Source organism: Halopenitus salinus, from assembly GCF_055397165.1.
Genome location: NZ_AP043853.1, coordinates 475,761 through 490,349 on the forward strand (window position 1 = coordinate 475,761; position 14,589 = coordinate 490,349).

General features: G+C 65.8%; 16 protein-coding genes and 1 tRNA gene. 6 read left to right on the forward strand and 11 right to left on the reverse strand.

Features of this window, described 5'->3' with window-relative positions:
- Positions 1-29 precede the first annotated feature (29 nt).
- Both ACZ5YD_RS04135 and ACZ5YD_RS04140 read left to right on the forward strand, forming a co-directional pair.
- Positions 30-221: a methytransferase partner Trm112 gene (locus ACZ5YD_RS04135; protein WP_379745384.1), complete on the forward strand. Its 192-nt coding sequence runs from the start codon at positions 30-32 to the stop codon at positions 219-221.
- A 107-nt stretch (positions 222-328) separates the two neighbouring features.
- Positions 329-751: a hypothetical protein gene (locus ACZ5YD_RS04140; RefSeq protein ID WP_379745381.1), complete on the forward strand. Its 423-nt coding sequence runs from the start codon at positions 329-331 to the stop codon at positions 749-751.
- Positions 752-774: 23 nt separating this feature from the next.
- On the opposite strand, the gene ACZ5YD_RS04145 is transcribed toward ACZ5YD_RS04140, so the two are convergent.
- Positions 775-981 (reverse strand): hypothetical protein, encoded by a 207-nt coding sequence (locus tag ACZ5YD_RS04145; protein ID WP_379745378.1) that lies wholly within the window; start codon positions 979-981, stop codon positions 775-777.
- On the opposite strand from ACZ5YD_RS04145, the gene ACZ5YD_RS04150 reads away from it, so the two are divergent.
- Positions 982-1,434 carry a hypothetical protein gene (locus ACZ5YD_RS04150; protein WP_379745375.1) on the forward strand — a complete coding sequence of 151 codons (453 nt, stop codon included), beginning with the start codon at positions 982-984 and terminating at the stop codon, positions 1,432-1,434.
- A gap of 158 nt (positions 1,435-1,592) precedes the next feature.
- Positions 1,593-2,933 (forward strand): cytochrome P450, encoded by a 1,341-nt coding sequence (locus ACZ5YD_RS04155; protein ID WP_379745372.1) that lies wholly within the window; start codon positions 1,593-1,595, stop codon positions 2,931-2,933.
- 162 nt (positions 2,934-3,095) lie between these two features.
- On the opposite strand, the gene ACZ5YD_RS04160 is transcribed toward ACZ5YD_RS04155, so the two are convergent.
- The 3 genes from ACZ5YD_RS04160 to ACZ5YD_RS04170 all read right to left on the reverse strand — a co-directional run bounded on the left by ACZ5YD_RS04160 (position 3,096) and on the right by ACZ5YD_RS04170 (position 4,030).
- Positions 3,096-3,281, reverse strand: a complete 186-nt coding sequence (locus ACZ5YD_RS04160) for a DUF7333 family protein (RefSeq protein ID WP_379745369.1) — start codon at positions 3,279-3,281, stop codon at positions 3,096-3,098.
- A 211-nt stretch (positions 3,282-3,492) separates the two neighbouring features.
- A tRNA-Trp gene (locus tag ACZ5YD_RS04165) sits at positions 3,493-3,665 on the reverse strand.
- A 140-nt stretch (positions 3,666-3,805) separates the two neighbouring features.
- Positions 3,806-4,030 (reverse strand): DUF5795 family protein, encoded by a 225-nt coding sequence (locus ACZ5YD_RS04170; protein ID WP_379745366.1) that lies wholly within the window; start codon positions 4,028-4,030, stop codon positions 3,806-3,808.
- A 140-nt stretch (positions 4,031-4,170) separates the two neighbouring features.
- Here ACZ5YD_RS04170 and gfo6 point away from each other — a divergent pair, with 140 nt between their 5' ends.
- Entirely contained in the window at positions 4,171-5,253 is a 1,083-nt protein-coding gene (gfo6, locus tag ACZ5YD_RS04175) for a D-xylose 1-dehydrogenase Gfo6 (RefSeq protein WP_379745363.1), read from the forward strand.
- Between the two features lie 15 nt (positions 5,254-5,268).
- Here gfo6 and ACZ5YD_RS04180 read toward each other — a convergent pair whose 3' ends face one another.
- The gene (locus ACZ5YD_RS04180) at positions 5,269-6,327 is read right to left on the reverse strand and encodes a substrate-binding domain-containing protein (protein WP_379745360.1); all 1,059 of its coding nucleotides are present in this window, start codon (positions 6,325-6,327) and stop codon (positions 5,269-5,271) included.
- A 200-nt stretch (positions 6,328-6,527) separates the two neighbouring features.
- The gene (locus ACZ5YD_RS04185; RefSeq protein ID WP_379745357.1) at positions 6,528-7,460 is read right to left on the reverse strand and encodes an ABC transporter permease; all 933 of its coding nucleotides are present in this window, start codon (positions 7,458-7,460) and stop codon (positions 6,528-6,530) included.
- Between the two features lie 234 nt (positions 7,461-7,694).
- On the opposite strand from ACZ5YD_RS04185, the gene ACZ5YD_RS04190 reads away from it, so the two are divergent.
- Positions 7,695-8,525 carry an ATP-binding cassette domain-containing protein gene (locus tag ACZ5YD_RS04190; protein ID WP_379745354.1) on the forward strand — a complete coding sequence of 277 codons (831 nt, stop codon included), beginning with the start codon at positions 7,695-7,697 and terminating at the stop codon, positions 8,523-8,525.
- A gap of 7 nt (positions 8,526-8,532) precedes the next feature.
- Here the strand turns inward: ACZ5YD_RS04190 and ACZ5YD_RS04195 are convergent, their stop codons facing one another.
- The 5 genes from ACZ5YD_RS04195 to ACZ5YD_RS04215 form a co-directional block, all read right to left on the reverse strand.
- Positions 8,533-9,414 carry an amidohydrolase family protein gene (locus ACZ5YD_RS04195; protein ID WP_379745351.1) on the reverse strand — a complete coding sequence of 294 codons (882 nt, stop codon included), beginning with the start codon at positions 9,412-9,414 and terminating at the stop codon, positions 8,533-8,535.
- Between the two features lie 4 nt (positions 9,415-9,418).
- Positions 9,419-10,225, reverse strand: a complete 807-nt coding sequence (locus ACZ5YD_RS04200; protein ID WP_379745348.1) for an SDR family NAD(P)-dependent oxidoreductase — start codon at positions 10,223-10,225, stop codon at positions 9,419-9,421.
- A 33-nt stretch (positions 10,226-10,258) separates the two neighbouring features.
- Positions 10,259-11,173, reverse strand: a complete 915-nt coding sequence (locus ACZ5YD_RS04205; protein WP_379745345.1) for an MOSC domain-containing protein — start codon at positions 11,171-11,173, stop codon at positions 10,259-10,261.
- Between the two features lie 112 nt (positions 11,174-11,285).
- The gene (locus tag ACZ5YD_RS04210) at positions 11,286-13,079 is read right to left on the reverse strand and encodes an acyl-CoA carboxylase subunit beta (protein WP_379745342.1); all 1,794 of its coding nucleotides are present in this window, start codon (positions 13,077-13,079) and stop codon (positions 11,286-11,288) included.
- 124 nt (positions 13,080-13,203) lie between these two features.
- Complete coding sequence (locus ACZ5YD_RS04215) at positions 13,204-14,421, reverse strand: mandelate racemase/muconate lactonizing enzyme family protein (RefSeq protein ID WP_379745339.1); 1,218 nt, start codon at positions 14,419-14,421, stop codon at positions 13,204-13,206.
- Between the last annotated feature and the right edge of the window lie 168 nt (positions 14,422-14,589).

Consider the following 14,589-nt stretch of genomic DNA (forward strand, 5'->3'; position numbering starts at 1 on the left):
TTTTTGCGTCCCTTCGCGTACCGCCGGGCATGAAGGAGTCGCTTCTGGACGTCGTCTGCTGTCCGCTCGACAAACACGATCTGGAGCTCGACGTCGAGGACCGCACGGACGAGGAGATCCTCGAGGGAACGCTCACCTGTAGCGACTGCGGCGAGGTCTATCCGATCGAGGACGGCATCCCGAACCTCCTCCCCCCGGATATGCGCGAGGAGTCCGACTGAACGACCCCGTGACGTGGTGACTTCGTGCCGCGTCGGCGAACCCCGCACATCCTTGGTGGGTGAGAACACCACCCACACTATTACCCTCGGCGAGCGTATGGACGTCCATGGACGTCCGTCGCTGGACGCCGTTCACGTTCATCGCGCCCGCCCGCTACGTCGACCGCGACGACTGGTGGCAGTCCTTCGACCTCCTCGAGTGGTCGCGCTCGGAGTACTCCTGGCGGGAGGACCCCTGGAACGGCGTTCGTGATTTCGCGCGGCGTCCGCGCGAGTGCGTCGAGACCGGTCGCGGTGACTGTGAGGATTACGCGCTCGTCGCGCTCTCGTGGGCGGCCGCACACGACCGCGACGACGTCGGGCTCGGGTTCTGTTGGGAGTGGCCCTACCCCTGGCCGCGACACGTGATCGCCTTCGACGACGAGCGCGTGTACTCCTCGGGCCGCGTCCACGAGACGAGCGTCGAGGAGTGGACGGCCGACTCGAGATACTCGTACGTGCTCGAACGGCGCGTGAGCCTGCCGCCGTGAACTCGCGGTCCGGGAACGAAGCCCTAAGTGAGTTCGAGATCAATGGTACCTATGCACACGAAGTGGATACGTACGGGAGCCGAGATCTCCTCGACGCTCACCCCAGCGTTTGCCTCGACGCTCACTCCAACGTTCGCCTCGACACCCACCCCGACGCTCGCGTCGGCTCCGACGTCCCGTCGTTCGTCGAGCGGAAGATGACGGGAGTCGACCTCTGGGACGTCGTTCACGTGCCGTTCGACGCCGTTCGGACCGGCTATCGCCAGCTGCGGAAAGCGCTTTTCACGGCACCGCGGCCGTCCGGGGAGTACCTGGTCGTCGATCGGACCGTCGATGATCTCGAGGCGGAACTCGGCGCGTACAGCTTCGCGCCGAACTGGGAGTTCTCCTATTACGAACGCGGCGAGGTCTTGAATCTCGCCCGTGTCGTGTACGAACGCGAGACGGTCGAGGGGACGACCTACCGTTGGTGGCAGACCCACCTCCGCGGCTGGCGCGGCGACGACGACCGGATCGAACTCCACGCACACTGGGAGCTCGAGCCGACCGAGAACGGGAACCCCCACATCGACGGCGTCGGATTCGACTTCGATCGCGGAATGTCCACGCTGGAGTCGTTTCTCGACGAGGCCGGGATCGACTACGAGTCGGAGACGATCGAGACGGGGACGTCTCACGGGTGACGGTCGGGAGCCCACTGACCGTTTCCTCCGGACTCGTCGAACCGCCCGGACTCACCGCCATTTCGAACTCGCCGAAACGAACGGATTCGACGACATGCCGCGCTCGGAGAGGAACATGGGCAAATTATATTGTAACGAGTGCCGACACACTACGCATCGTGGACGATCGCAAGGGAACGGAACGAGGTGGCGAACCATCGGGCCCGTCGGGCCTCCCGTTTGTGGGGAACATCTACCAGTTCGCGTCCGATCCGCTGTCGTTCTACGAGGAGGTGGCACGCGAGTACGGGCCGATCGCACGGTACACACTCGGCGGGAGGGAGTTTTACCAGTTGAGCGATCCCGACCTCGTCGAGCAGGTGTTGGTCCACCAGAACGACAGGTTCCACAAAGGAGAGGAGTATCGACGGATTCTCAACCCGATCATCGGCGACGGCCTGTTGATCAGCGAAGGCGAACTCTGGCGACAACAGCGTCACCGGATGCAGCCGGCCTTCCATCCCGAGGCACTCGCGGACTACACGCCGCTGATCGTCGAATACACCGAGCGGTTACTGACGGACTGGCGCGACGGCGAGGTCCGGGACATCCACGCGGACATGATGCACCTCACCGTCGAGATCACGGCGAAGGCCCTGTTCGACGTGGACATTCGGGAGTACGAGTCCAACATCGCCGACGCCCTCGAGGCGGTGATGAACCGGTCGGAGAAACGACTCGAGCGTCCCATCGAGATTCCCGATAGCGTCCCGACGCCCGGCAACCGGCGGTACAAACACGCGCTCTCGACGCTCTATGCGATCGCATCGGAGATCGTCGAGGCGCACGACGCCGACGGAGACGACGTGGTCTCGCGGCTCCTGCAGGCGAAATCACGTGTGGAGGGGATCGACGAGGAGCAGATAAAAGACGAGGTGGTGACGCTGCTGTTGGCGGGCCACGAGACGACCGCGCTCGCGTTGAGTTACACCCTCTTCCTGCTGGCAACGAACCCCGAGCAAGCGGATCGGCTGCGAGCCGAACTCGACGAGAAGGTGAACGGGGGCCCGCTGTCGATGGACGTCGTCGAGGAGTTGCCGTATACGAAACGGACGATCAGGGAGGGAATGCGCGTGTACCCGCCGGTACAGAGTCTGGTACGCGAAACCACGGAACCGGTCGAACTCGACGGCTACGAGCTCTCCGAGGGAACCGTAGTGACGGTACAACAGTGGGTACTCCATCGTGATCCTCGGTTCTACGAAGCCCCCGGCGCGTTCCGGCCGGGGCGGTGGAGCGAGGAGTTCCGCGACTCGCTCCCGCGCTTTGCGTACTTCCCCTTCGGTGGCGGGCCACGGCGCTGTATCGGCGAGAACCTCGCCAAGCTGGAGGCGCGGCTGGTACTCGCCACGATCGCACAGGAGTGGGAGTTCGAACCCGTGACCGACGAGCTGTCGTTCTCGCCGTCGATCACGCTGCGACCGGACGGAGCGGTGAAGGTGCGGGTCAGACGGCGGTAGGATATACGGTCCACGTCGAGCAGGGCTCGCCCCCGAAAAGGCCACGACGTGCCGGCTCGACGGGTCAGCGGGGCGAGTTACTCGGTGTCGGCGGAGGGAGCTTCGATCCCTCGGAGCGAGCATCGACCCTGCTCCCGCGGAATCAGCGATCGAGCCGGGGTACTACGGGCTGGCGCGGAACTCGCCGTGTTTCATCCCGAGGAAGAACGCGATGATCGAGAAGACGATCATCGAGGGCAGGACCATCATGAAGACCGTCGAGGAGGTCATCACGTTCGTGAGCGCGACCGTCGCGACGGCGACGATCACGACGAGTGGAACCACCGACCGTGTGAAGTCGAACTTCATACCCATCGTTGTGGCCGGACGAACAAAAACCCGACCCGGTCGCGGTGGACATTGACGCGGCCGCGACGAGCTGCGCCCGGAAACGATCCAGCGGTGCAGCACGGACGTCCTCGTGCTACATCAATCATACGACCTACTTCTTTCGATTAAAGAACTCTATTGGATTAAGTAGTGACCTCTCAGAACGAAACAGTTAGAGTAAAGACCGGTATGGGGCCGGAGGGATTTGAACCCCCGATCGACTGATATCTCCGGCTGCCTCGGTACTCCAGAACGTCGTCAACGCGGGCGATGATCAGTCGTCCGCTCGGAATATCAGTCCGGAGTTCGTCACCGGGCGTCACCTCTGGAGTCAGTCGCCATGCCTGGCTTGGCCACAGCCCCTCGTGATCTCGCATCCGAGCGTTCACCATCTGACTCTAAAGGGGTTTCGATCGAACGGCGATCGACGGACGTCGATGTGGTGTGGTCGGCCGATCGATCCCGCTCGACGTCCCGTCCAGCCGGCTCGGCATCCCTCGCCGCTATTCGGCGTCCGTCTCCGACCAGTCGCACTCCTGGCACTTGTAGCCGGTCACGAACGCGGTGACCGAGGGCATGTAGCCAACCCGAACGACGTCGCCGCCGCAGTCGGGACACTCGCGGTCGGCGTCCTCGATCGACTCAGCCTCGAGCACCGACTCGCCCTCGATCAGCTCCGCGAGCCGCTCCGGCGTTACCATCCGTCCCTGAACGACGCGATTGCTCATACGACCACTGACGCTCGGGACGCCTAAAGCGCGACGGTCGGACTCTCACGCCGTCCACCCGGGACTCGCAGAATGCCGGGCGAGCGCGTCCGTCGTCGATTCCCGGTAGCTCTTTGCCGATCGCCCGACGAATGGCGAACATGGAGCTTGACGCGCTGACGGAGGAGTTCGATCGACGCGACTGGCAGACCGTGACCGAGACGGACGACCCCGTCCGAATCGCCATGATCGGCGTGGGATGGTGGACCCGCGAGCAGGCGATGCCGGCGGTCGCGGCCGCGGAGCTGTGTGAGACGACCGTGCTCGTGAGCGGCGACACGGAGAAGGCCGCATCGGTCGCCGACGACTCGGAGACGGTCGAGCACGCGATCACCTACGAGCAGTTCCACGAGGGCGTCGCCGCCGACGCCTACGACGCGGTGTACGTGGTGACCCCGAACGCGAAACACCTCCCGTTCGTGGAGACGGCCGCCTCGCTCGGCAAGGACGTGCTCTGTGAGAAGCCGATGGAGGCGAGCATCGAGCGGGCCGAACGGATGGTCGAACGATGTGCGGACCACGACGTCACCTTGATGATCGCCTACCGGATGCACACGGAGCCCGCGGTCCGCCGTGCGCGAGACCTGATCGAGGAGGGGTACGTCGGCGATCCCGTCTTCGTCCACGGCAACATGACCGAGCCGATCCTCGAGTTGGTTCCGGATCCCGACCAGTGGCGGCTGGACTGGGACCTCTCGGGCGGCTGTGCGGCGATGGACATCGGGATCTACTCGCTCAACACCGCGCGCTATCTGCTCGATTCGGACCCGGTGTCGGTCTCCGGATCGGTTGCCTCCGTACAGCCGGAGTTCGAGGACGTCCCGGACGAACACGCCGCCTTCCAGCTCGAGTTCCCCGGCCACGTCGTCGCACACTGTACCGCAAGCCAGAACGCCCACATGTCGAGTCACATCCGGGTGACCGGAACCGAGGGCGAGGTTCGCGTCGAGCCCGCGTTCTACCCGTGGGACGAACGGAAGCTCCACGTCTCACACGGCGGTTCGGAGCTGACGATCGAGTTCGAGCAGGTCGACCAGATGCAGGAGGAGTTCGAGTACTTCGCACACTGTCTGTTGACCGACACGGAGCCGTACGCCGACGGCGAACACGGTCTCGTCGACATCGAGACGATCAAGTCGGTCTACGCGTCCGCCGAGTCGGGAGCGACGATCGATATCGAGTGAAAACGGGAGGGAACGCTACCCGAAGTACTCGCTCAGGTAGTCCGAGGCGTTCTCCTGGGTGACCTCGAGCCCCTCGACCGTGATGGAGTCCTCGACGTCCTCGCCGGCGAGATAGTCGGTACCGGTCTGGATCGCCGTGGTGACCATCTCCTCGGGAAGCTGTGCGATGGTGCCGTAGTACTCGTTGTCCGAGAACTCCTCGACCCACGCCTCGGTCCCGTCGATGCCCGTGATCGGCACGGACATATCGGAGTTTTGAAGCGCCTGCTGGGCGCCGAGTGCCATCAGGTCGTTCTGACAGAACACGCCGTCGATCTCGTCGCCGTACTCCGTGATGAAGTCCTCCATCACGCTCAACGCCTCCTGGGTGGAGAACTCGCCGGTCTGGCTCGCCAGGCTGTTCAGCGAGTCGTTCGCGTCGACGGCGCTTTGGAACCCCTCGCCGCGGTCGTTGGTCACGCTCGCGCCCGGCGTGCCCTCGAGCTGGATGACGTTGTAGGTGTCGGCGTCGCCCTGGTCCTCCATGAACTCGACACACAGCTCCGTGGAGCGCTGGCCGAGTTGGACGTTGTCCGAGGCGACGTAGGAGACGGTCTCGCCCTCGGAGATGTTCCGGTCGATCGCGACGATGGGGATGCCGGCGTCGTTGGCGTCCTCGACGGCGCTGATGACGCCCTCGGCCGTGATGGCGGAAAGCAGGAGCAGGTCGACCTCGTTCGAGACCGCGGTCTCGATGTGGGAGACCTGCGTGCTCTGGGAGTTTCCGGCGTCATAAAACGACGACTCGGAGGAGATCATGCCGTCCTCGATGGCCTGGTTGAACGCGTTCTCCATGCGCGCGAAGAACGTGAACTCGAGGGACGGGACCGCCAACGCGACCGTCGGGGGCGAGTCACCGTCGCCGTTTCCGCCGCCGTTACCGTCACCGTTGCCGCCGCCGTTACCGTTTCCGCCGTTTCCGCCATTACCGCCGTTTCCACCGTTTCCACCGTTTCCGCTACAGCCGGCGAGCATCGCGGTACCCGCGATGGCTCCCGAGCGAATGAACGTCCGCCTGTCGATGTTACGTGACATGCGTTACCTATTTTCGCCGCTCGGGTAAAAGAGGTGTCGCACGAGGACGACCGATCGTCGGAATCGCGATCGCGTGCGTTCGTCCCTGCTCCACGGAAACTAACCGTTGATTTGCCGGAACCAGTCGATGTCTCCGGGTCGGATCGGGGAGTGAGGTAGTCCGGGTGAACGGGATCGTACCGATAAACGGTGTCGACCGTCTAGTTGCGGACGTTCGCGAGGACCGCCAGCATCAAGACGATCCCCTGTGCGACGAGTTGGCCGGACGGGCCCACGCCCATGAGGTTGAGTCCGTTCTGGAGCACCCCGAGGATGAGGACGCCGACGAGCGTCCCCATCATGTTGCCCGATCCGCCGAAGAGGTCGGCGCCGCCGAGGATGACCGCGGCGATCGGCGGAAGCAGCATGTTGGCGCCCATCGTCGGAACCGCGCTCCCGAGGCGACCGAGCATCACGAGCCCCGCGATGCCCGCGAACAGGCCCGAGATGATGAGCGTCCCCATCCGAACCGCCATCACGTTTATCCCCATCCGCTCTGCCGACTGGCGATCGCCGCCGATCGCGTAGATGTAGAGTCCGAACTTGGTGTACGAGAGAATGAACTGCGAGACGACCAGTAGCGCGAGGAACACGACGACGAGGCTCGGAAGCCCGAGGATTCGCGCTCCGCCGATGGCGGTGAGCGACTCCGGAAGCCCGGTGATCGGCCGGTTCCCCGAGACGATCAGTCCGAGCCCGTCGGCGAGGAACAGCATCGCCAGCGTCGTCATGAACGACGGCACGCCGAACCGGGCGGTGACGTATCCGGAGATCGTACCGAAGAGCGCGCCGAACAGCAGCCCGATCAGGATCGCCACCGGAACCGGAAGCAGGAAGTCCTCGAAGAGCCGGGCGCCCACGGCGAGCGTCGCGATCGTCAAGCCCGCGACCTCCATCACCTGGGCGATACTCAAGTCGATCTCCGCACAGAGGATGGGGAAGGTGACGCCGATCGCCATGATCCCGATGATCGAGACCTGCCGCAGGACGTTCATCTGGTTTCCCACGGTGAGGAATCGGTCGTTCAAAACCGAGAACGCGACGTAGAGTCCGACGAGACCGATGATCGGACCGTACCGACTGATCCGATCCAATGGAAGCCGGCCGGTTATCCTCCGTATATCGACCGCCGAATGGGACATGTGACATCGCTTTCCACGGCGATATATTATACCTTTGGAAGACGGTTTCCGGATGGGTTGGATCCTCGGGAGGCGGTCCGGGACGGACGGGGCCGCGGTCCGAGAGGCCAGGGGTGCGGCCCGGGACGAACGGCGAGTTCGGGCGCGTGACAGAACCCTTTTATCGACACGTCATGACCTACCACCATGGAATCGGGAGACGGTCGGCCGACCGACCACATCGTCGAGATGGAGGGCATATCGAAACGGTTCGGCGAGGTCGTCGCGCTCGAGGACGTCACGCTTCGGCTTCGACGGAACGAGGTGCTCGCGCTCGCGGGCGACAACGGCGCCGGGAAGTCGACGCTCATCAAGTGTCTCGCGGGCGCGCTCCGCCCCGACTCCGGGACGATTCGGATCGACGGGGAGGTCGTGACCATCGAATCGCCCCGGGACGCCAAACGCCGCGGGATCGAAACGACGTTCCAGGACCTCGCGGTGGCCGGAAACCTCACCGTCGCCCAGAACATCTTCCTCGGGCGCGAGCAGGTCACCGGGCCGGACTCGATCCTGGGGATCCTCGACAAGGGCTCGATGCGCGAGCGCGCTCGCGAGCTGCTCGAGGACCTCGAGATCGACGTCGACGTCGACGCCAAGGTCTCGAACCTCTCGGGCGGGGAACGCCAGCTCGTGGCCATCTCAAGAACGCTGCTTTCGGAACCGAAGATCGTCATCATGGACGAGCCCACGAGCGCGCTCTCGGTCGAGGGCGCGGACCGGGTGCTCGACCTCATCGGTCGGATGCAGGACCAGGGCATCTCCATCATCCTCATCTCGCACAACCTCGATTACGTCCGTCGCGCCGCGGACCGGATCCAGGTCCTCTATCACGGCCAGGACGCGGGCGTCATCGAGGACAGCGACGTCGACAGGGAGGAGATCGTGAGCCGGATGATCGCCGGACTCCCGGAGGACGAGCGGGTCGAGGAGGACGGACGATCCGAGGAGGACGAGTCCGGCGACGCCGTGAGCGCCTGAGACCGTCTCAACCGACGTCGACGCCGTGAACGCGCTCGAAGCTCCGCCGGGAGAGGTACGAGAGGTCACGCGACGACAGGAACGTCACCTCCTCGATCCAGTTTAGACACTCCTCGTAGCTCGCCCAGCCGTCCATCCAGGGGTAATCCGATCCGAGCATCAGCCGCTCGGGACCGAACCACTCGAGGAGCCGCCGCAGGTACTCCCACAGGTCCTCGTAGGGCCAGCCCGTCTCGCTCGAACGGGGGAGCGAGCTGACCTTCACCGCCACGTTCGGATGTTCGGCGAGCGTCTCGAAGTCGGTCCAGGGTTCCTCGCTTGGATCCGTCCGCTCGTCCGGATACGCCATGTGGTCGACGACGATCGTGACGTCGGGATGGCGATCGGCGAGCGTCCCGATCATCGAGAGCTGCTCCGCCTTCGGGAAGATGAAGACGGCGGCGTCCTGGCGTGCCGCCTCGGACCACGCCGGTTCGAGTTCCGGATCGAGGATCCAGTCGGCGGTCCGATCGAGCTCGGAGGAGTGCTCCTCGTAGGTCAAACAGGCGTGCATCCGAACGCCGAGCATCCGGTCGTGTCCCACGACGCGCCGCAGATCCGCGCGCACCTGCTCGGGATCGTCCCGGAAGAAGTCCATGAGCCCGACGCCCCACAGGCGGTCGGGGTACGCCTCGATCGACCGCATCGTGTACTCGTTCGCGCGGATCCCGCGCCCGTAAAGCGGGGTCGTGACCATCACGCTCTCGTCGACGCTCGCCGCGTCCATGTCCGCGATCAGCTGGTGGACCGTGTACGGTCCCTCCCACCCCGGCGGGAGCAGCTCGGCCGGCCACGGCAGCTCGTCGGTGTCGGGTCCCCACGTGTGGGTGTGTGTATCGACGAATCGCATGGAATCACTCCAGGTTGCCGCCGCCGCTCACGCGGAGGATGTCGCCGACGACGTAGGAGGCCCTGTCGCTCGCGAGGAACAACACGGCGTCCGCGAGGTCCTCGGGCTGTCCGAGCCGACCGATCGGCCGCGCCTCGCCGCGCGCTTGCAGGATCTCCTCGGCGGTCCGATCGGGGTCCTCGGCCGCCTCCATCTCCGCCTCGTGGCGCGTCTGGTAGGTCTCCGTGACGTCCGTCGAGATGGCGTTCATCCGGATGCCCTCCTCGGCGAGCTCCTGGGCCATTCGCCAGGTCAGCCCCTTGATCGCGGTCTTCGAGATGCCGTAGAGGCCGAAGGCGTCCGTCCGCCTGTCGCCGGCCTGGCTCGTGTGGTTGATGATGTTCCCCGCCACGTCGTGGTCGATCATGTGCTCGGCGACGAGCTTCGAGGCGTAGTACTGCGCCCGCACGTTGACGTCCATCGCCATGTCCCACTGGTCGATCGACGACTCGACGAGGGTTCCCTCCCGCGGCCAGACCGCGGCGTTGTTCACGAGGAGGTCGATCTCCCCGAACGCCTCGATCGCCTCGTCGACGAGGCCCTCTATCTCCTCGGGGACGCCCATGTCCGCCGCGACGCCGATAACTTCGCCCGCCCCGCACTCGGAGAGCTCCTCGGCCGTCTCGCGAACGTCGGATTCGGTCCGGGAGTTGACGACGACGTTCGCGTCCGCCTCGGCGAGTCCCTTCGCGATGCCCCGTCCGATACCCTTCGTGGAGCCGGTGACGATCGCCGACTCGCCGGCGTAGTCGAATGTTCCATGGCCAGTCATACCGCGAATCCTACTCCGTCGCGTCAAAAAGAGCTACCGATGGGTCCGCGCGGATCGGTCCTCGTCCTCGTCACCGTCCTCGCTCCCGTCCCCGTCCTCGCTCCCGTCTCCGTCCTCGGCCCCGTCAACCCCGACCTCGGTTCCGGATTCGTCGACGACCGCGACCGGATCGCCGACCGAAAGCTTCCCGCCGCGGTCGGACTCCGGGATCGCGCCGATGATCATCAGCGTGTAGTAGTGATCGAACGCGTCCGGGTCCGCCCACGAGGGGAAGGTCTCCCGGCGTTTCTCGAGGAAACGCTCGCGGAAGTCGGGCGTCTCCTCGCCGGAGTCGGGGTCGCGCTGGGGGACCACACAGCGTCCACACGGCGTGACTCCCTCGATCCGAACGTCGCCGACGGAGAGCGCGGGCGCGTCCTCGCCGACGAACCGGTCCTCGAAGAACGCGGGGACGCCGGATATCTCGACGTTGGCTCGGAGCCGTCGTCTCGCGCTCTCGACGGTCATGTCCTCGAACCACGACGCGAGCGTCTCAAGGGTGGCCGTCGAGACCACGGAGGGGCCCATCTCCCGTCGGTCGACGTATCCCAGCGAGCGGTCGCGCTCGAGGGCCACCTCGAGGTCGAAGACGGAGCCGAACCATCGCTCGGCCCGATCTCGATCGGTCTCGTCGTCCAGATCGAACCGTTTCGAACCGCCCCCGGTCGCCGTGTCTTCCCCGGTGGCCGTGTCCTCGACGGTCACGACCGCGGTCCCCGGATCGAACTCGACCGACAGATCGTGGACGCGGTCGGTCCGTTTGCCGTTTATCACCTCGCCGTCCGCATCGAAGAGCGCGAACTCCCGGTCGTGCGCCAGCGTTCCGCCCTCGAGGATCCGTGCCGATTCGACGTCGATCCCCGAGAGTCCCTTGATCGGATACACGCGAAGCCGCTCGAGCGTTGCCATCGGCCGACCGTTGGGGACGGGGTTGCATAGATGTTGGCGCGAATTCCGGATCGAGAGCGCGAACCCCCGATCGGGCTCGTACGAACGCCGATCGGGACCGTTCGAACGCCGATCAAAACACCGTGCCGTGTTTCCGGTCGGGCAGGTCCTCCTCGACGTCGGCGTAGAAGTCGAACCGCGCCGCGAGCTCCTCGCGCAGCCGGGAGGGCTCGACGAGCTCGTCGATCACCACCTCGCTGGCCATGCGGTGGACGTCAATGTCCTCGCGGTACTGCTCGCGCAGCTCCCGCTCGCGGGCTTCGCGCTCCTCGGGGTCGTCGATCTCGGCGAGCTTGCGTGCGTGGACGGCGTTCACTGCCGCCTCGGGGCCCATGATCGCGATCTCTCCCGAGGGGAGCCCGAGCACGCTCTCGGGTTCGTAGGCGGGACCGCCCATCGCGTAGATCCCGGCGCCGTAGGCCTTGCGGACGACGACGGTCTGGGTGGGAACCGTCGCGGTGGAGGTGGCGTAGATGAGCTTCTTTCCGGCCTCGAGGATCCCCTCGCGTTCGACCTGCGATCCGGCCATGAACCCCGGCGTGTCACACAGGTACAGGAGGGGGATCCCGTAGGCGTCACACGTCCAGACGAACTCCGCGGCCTTCTGGGCCGAGTCCGGAAAGATCGCTCCCGACCGCACGTCCGGCTGGTTCGCGACGACGCCGATCGGCCGCCCGTCGATCCGACAGAACGCCGTGAGCATCTCGGGGGCGTATTCGGACTTGAGCTCGAGGATCGACTCCGCGTCGGCGATCCGGACGAGGAGGTCCCGAACGTCGTAGGCGCGGTTCGGCTCCGCGGGGACCACCTCGTCGATGCCCGCCGGCGAGTGGGTCGGCGAGCGCGTCGGGGCGTGGGGCGGATCCTCGCCGGTTCGGTCCGGGAGATACCCGATGAGGTCGGCGACGAGTTCGCGCGCGTGTTCCTCGTCCTCCGCGATCAGGTCCGCTGACCCGGTGTGTTCGGCGTGGACGGCCGGCCCGCCGAGGTCGGCCATGTCGATCTCCTCGCCGGTGACCATCTTGACCATCCGCGGGGAGGCGATCGCCATCGCGGAGATCCCCTCGACCATGACGGTGAAGTCGGCGAAGACCGGCGTGTAGGCCGCCCCGGCGATACACGGCCCGTAGAGGACGCAGATCTGCGGGACGACCCCCGAGAGCATCGAGTGGTTGTAGTAGTACCTGCCGATCCCCTCGCGGTTCGCGAAGAATCCGGTCTGTTCGTCGATCCGGCCGCCCGAGGAGTCCATCAGATAGAGGATCGGCTTTCGCGTCTTCATCGCCCGCCGCTGCATCCGAAGGAACTTCTCGACGCCGCGGGCCGCCATCGATCCGGCCTTGACGGTGAAGTCGTTGGCCATGAAGTGGACGTCGCGTCCCTCGAAGGTCGCGGCCCCCGTCAACAGGCCGTCCGCGGGAAGCCGCACGTTCTCGTCGTAGTCGTCGACGTTCGCGCCGTTCTCGTGCCACTCGTCGAAAGCTGCGAATCGGCCGTCCTCGAAGCGGACCCCCGCCGGCGGCTCCTCGCCCGCCTCGCCTGTTCCGCCGGTCCCGTCCTCGCCGCCGAACCAGAGGTCGAGGCGATCGCGCACGAACAGCTTGCCCCGTTCCGAGAGCCGCTTTTTGTACTTTTCTGGTCCCCCCTCGAGGATGTCCGCGATCTCCGCTTTGAGGGCCCGCTCCCGCTCCGTCGGTCCGAGGTCGTCCTCGATCGGGTAGTCGCGGTCCGGGGGATCGGCGGTCGCGGCCGGCTCGTCAGCCTCGCCGACGTACACCTCGATCGGCGTCCCCAGGTGCTCGGCGAGCGAGCGCGCGATCGCGGTCGCCTCCTCGGCCGTCGCCGCCTGTCCGACGTGGACCCGCATACCGGGAGTGTGGGTGCTGATCGCAAATGGCTTTCCCCGATCGGGGCCGCCACGGGGACCGCACCCCTGCGACGCGCCCGAACAGCGCCCGTGAGTTCCCGTCTCACCCGCGCGACCTCCGGTCTCAGAACCCGTCGGAGTCGGCGTGCAGGTTGGCCTCGACGACCGCCTCGTCCAGCTCGATCCCGAGTCCGGGTTCCTCGGGGACCGCGATGCGTCCGTCCTCGATGAGCGGCTCGTCGCGGACGAGCAGGTCGTCCCACCAGTCGACCTCGAGGGCGTGGTACTCGAGGTAGTCGAAGTTCGGGATCGCGGCGCCGAGGTGGACGCAGGCCACGGTTCCGACCGGGCTACAGACGTTGTGCGGGGAGATCGGCATGTAGTTCTCCTCCGCGCGGTCGGCGATCCGCATCGTCTCCGCGAGCCCGCCGACGGTGGTCGGATCGGGCGTCAGGATGTCGACGCCGTGTTCGTAGATCAGCTCGGAGAGCTCGTGGACCCGGAACCGGTTCTCGCCGGTGGCGATCGGCGTCCGCGTCGACCCCGTCACCTCGATCTGTGCGTCCATGTTCTCCGGCGGAACGACGTCCTCGAGCCACATGAGGTCGTACTCGGCGAGCTCGTGGGAGAGCCGCTTCGCGCTCTCTACGGTGTAGTCCCAGTGGCAGTCGAAGGCGAGATCGATCTCGTAGCCGATCGCGTCGCGAACCGCCTCGACGACCCGCCGCTTGTGCTCGATCGCGGCGTTGGAGAGCCGGCCGTTGTAGGGGTCCGGGTCGTTGTCCATCGGCACGTCGAGGTCGAACTTGAGCGCGTCGAAGCCCATCCCCGCGACGCGTTCGGCCTCCGCGGCGTATGCCCCCGGCGCGTAGGCGTCCTCGTCGGCGTAGGCGGTGTAGCCGTCCTCGGTCTCGAAGGCCTCGCCGGCGTGACAGTCACAGTAGAGGCGGACCTCGTCGCGGTACTTCGATCCGAGCAGCTGGTAGACCGGGAGATCCAGGATCTTGCCGGCGACGTCCCACAGGGCGATCTCGATCCCCGAGGCCGCCGTCACGACCTTGCCGGTCGTCCCGCCGTGGCCGGACATCTCCTGGACGATCCGTCTCACGATCCGCTCGACGTCGAGCGGGTTCTCGCCGATCAAAAATCGCTCCGTGTACTCGATGATCTCCGGGACCGCTCCGCCGCGATAGGACTCGCCGATTCCGGTCACCCCGGCGTCGGTCTCGATCTTCACGAGGTTCCACTCGAAGTTCCCCTCGACGACGCAGCTTTTGATGTCGGTGATCGATACGTCCCGGGCCTCCGCCCGGCGGCTCGTGTGGTTCGAATAGTCTCGCATCCGTGGTGCTCCGTGTCCCCCTCGTTACCCCACGTCGTGATATAACTTGCCGTGGAGCGCCGCCGCGGTTCGAGCGACGGATCGTCGTCGAACCCGACGGGATCGCCGCCAAATATGACAGCCAACTTGCCGATAGGGAAACGCTTTCGGTCGCGCCTGTGATCCCTC

Excerpts from the sequence above, each read along its gene's own strand:
- ACZ5YD_RS04135 (WP_379745384.1), top strand. The coding sequence starts at position 30 with ATGAAGGAGTCGCTTCTGGACGTCGTCTGCTGTCCGCTCGACAAACAC.
- ACZ5YD_RS04140 (WP_379745381.1), top strand. The coding sequence starts at position 329 with ATGGACGTCCGTCGCTGGACGCCGTTCACGTTCATCGCGCCCGCCCGC.
- ACZ5YD_RS04160 (WP_379745369.1), bottom strand. The coding sequence starts at position 3,281 with ATGAAGTTCGACTTCACACGGTCGGTGGTTCCACTCGTCGTGATCGTC.
- ACZ5YD_RS04170 (WP_379745366.1), bottom strand. The coding sequence starts at position 4,030 with ATGAGCAATCGCGTCGTTCAGGGACGGATGGTAACGCCGGAGCGGCTC.
- gfo6 (WP_379745363.1), top strand. The coding sequence starts at position 4,171 with ATGGAGCTTGACGCGCTGACGGAGGAGTTCGATCGACGCGACTGGCAG.
- ACZ5YD_RS04180 (WP_379745360.1), bottom strand. The coding sequence starts at position 6,327 with ATGTCACGTAACATCGACAGGCGGACGTTCATTCGCTCGGGAGCCATC.
- ACZ5YD_RS04190 (WP_379745354.1), top strand. The coding sequence starts at position 7,695 with ATGGAATCGGGAGACGGTCGGCCGACCGACCACATCGTCGAGATGGAG.
- ACZ5YD_RS04195 (WP_379745351.1), bottom strand. The coding sequence starts at position 9,414 with ATGCGATTCGTCGATACACACACCCACACGTGGGGACCCGACACCGAC.
- ACZ5YD_RS04200 (WP_379745348.1), bottom strand. The coding sequence starts at position 10,225 with ATGACTGGCCATGGAACATTCGACTACGCCGGCGAGTCGGCGATCGTC.
- ACZ5YD_RS04205 (WP_379745345.1), bottom strand. The coding sequence starts at position 11,173 with ATGGCAACGCTCGAGCGGCTTCGCGTGTATCCGATCAAGGGACTCTCG.
- ACZ5YD_RS04210 (WP_379745342.1), bottom strand. The coding sequence starts at position 13,079 with ATGCGGGTCCACGTCGGACAGGCGGCGACGGCCGAGGAGGCGACCGCG.
- ACZ5YD_RS04215 (WP_379745339.1), bottom strand. The coding sequence starts at position 14,421 with ATGCGAGACTATTCGAACCACACGAGCCGCCGGGCGGAGGCCCGGGAC.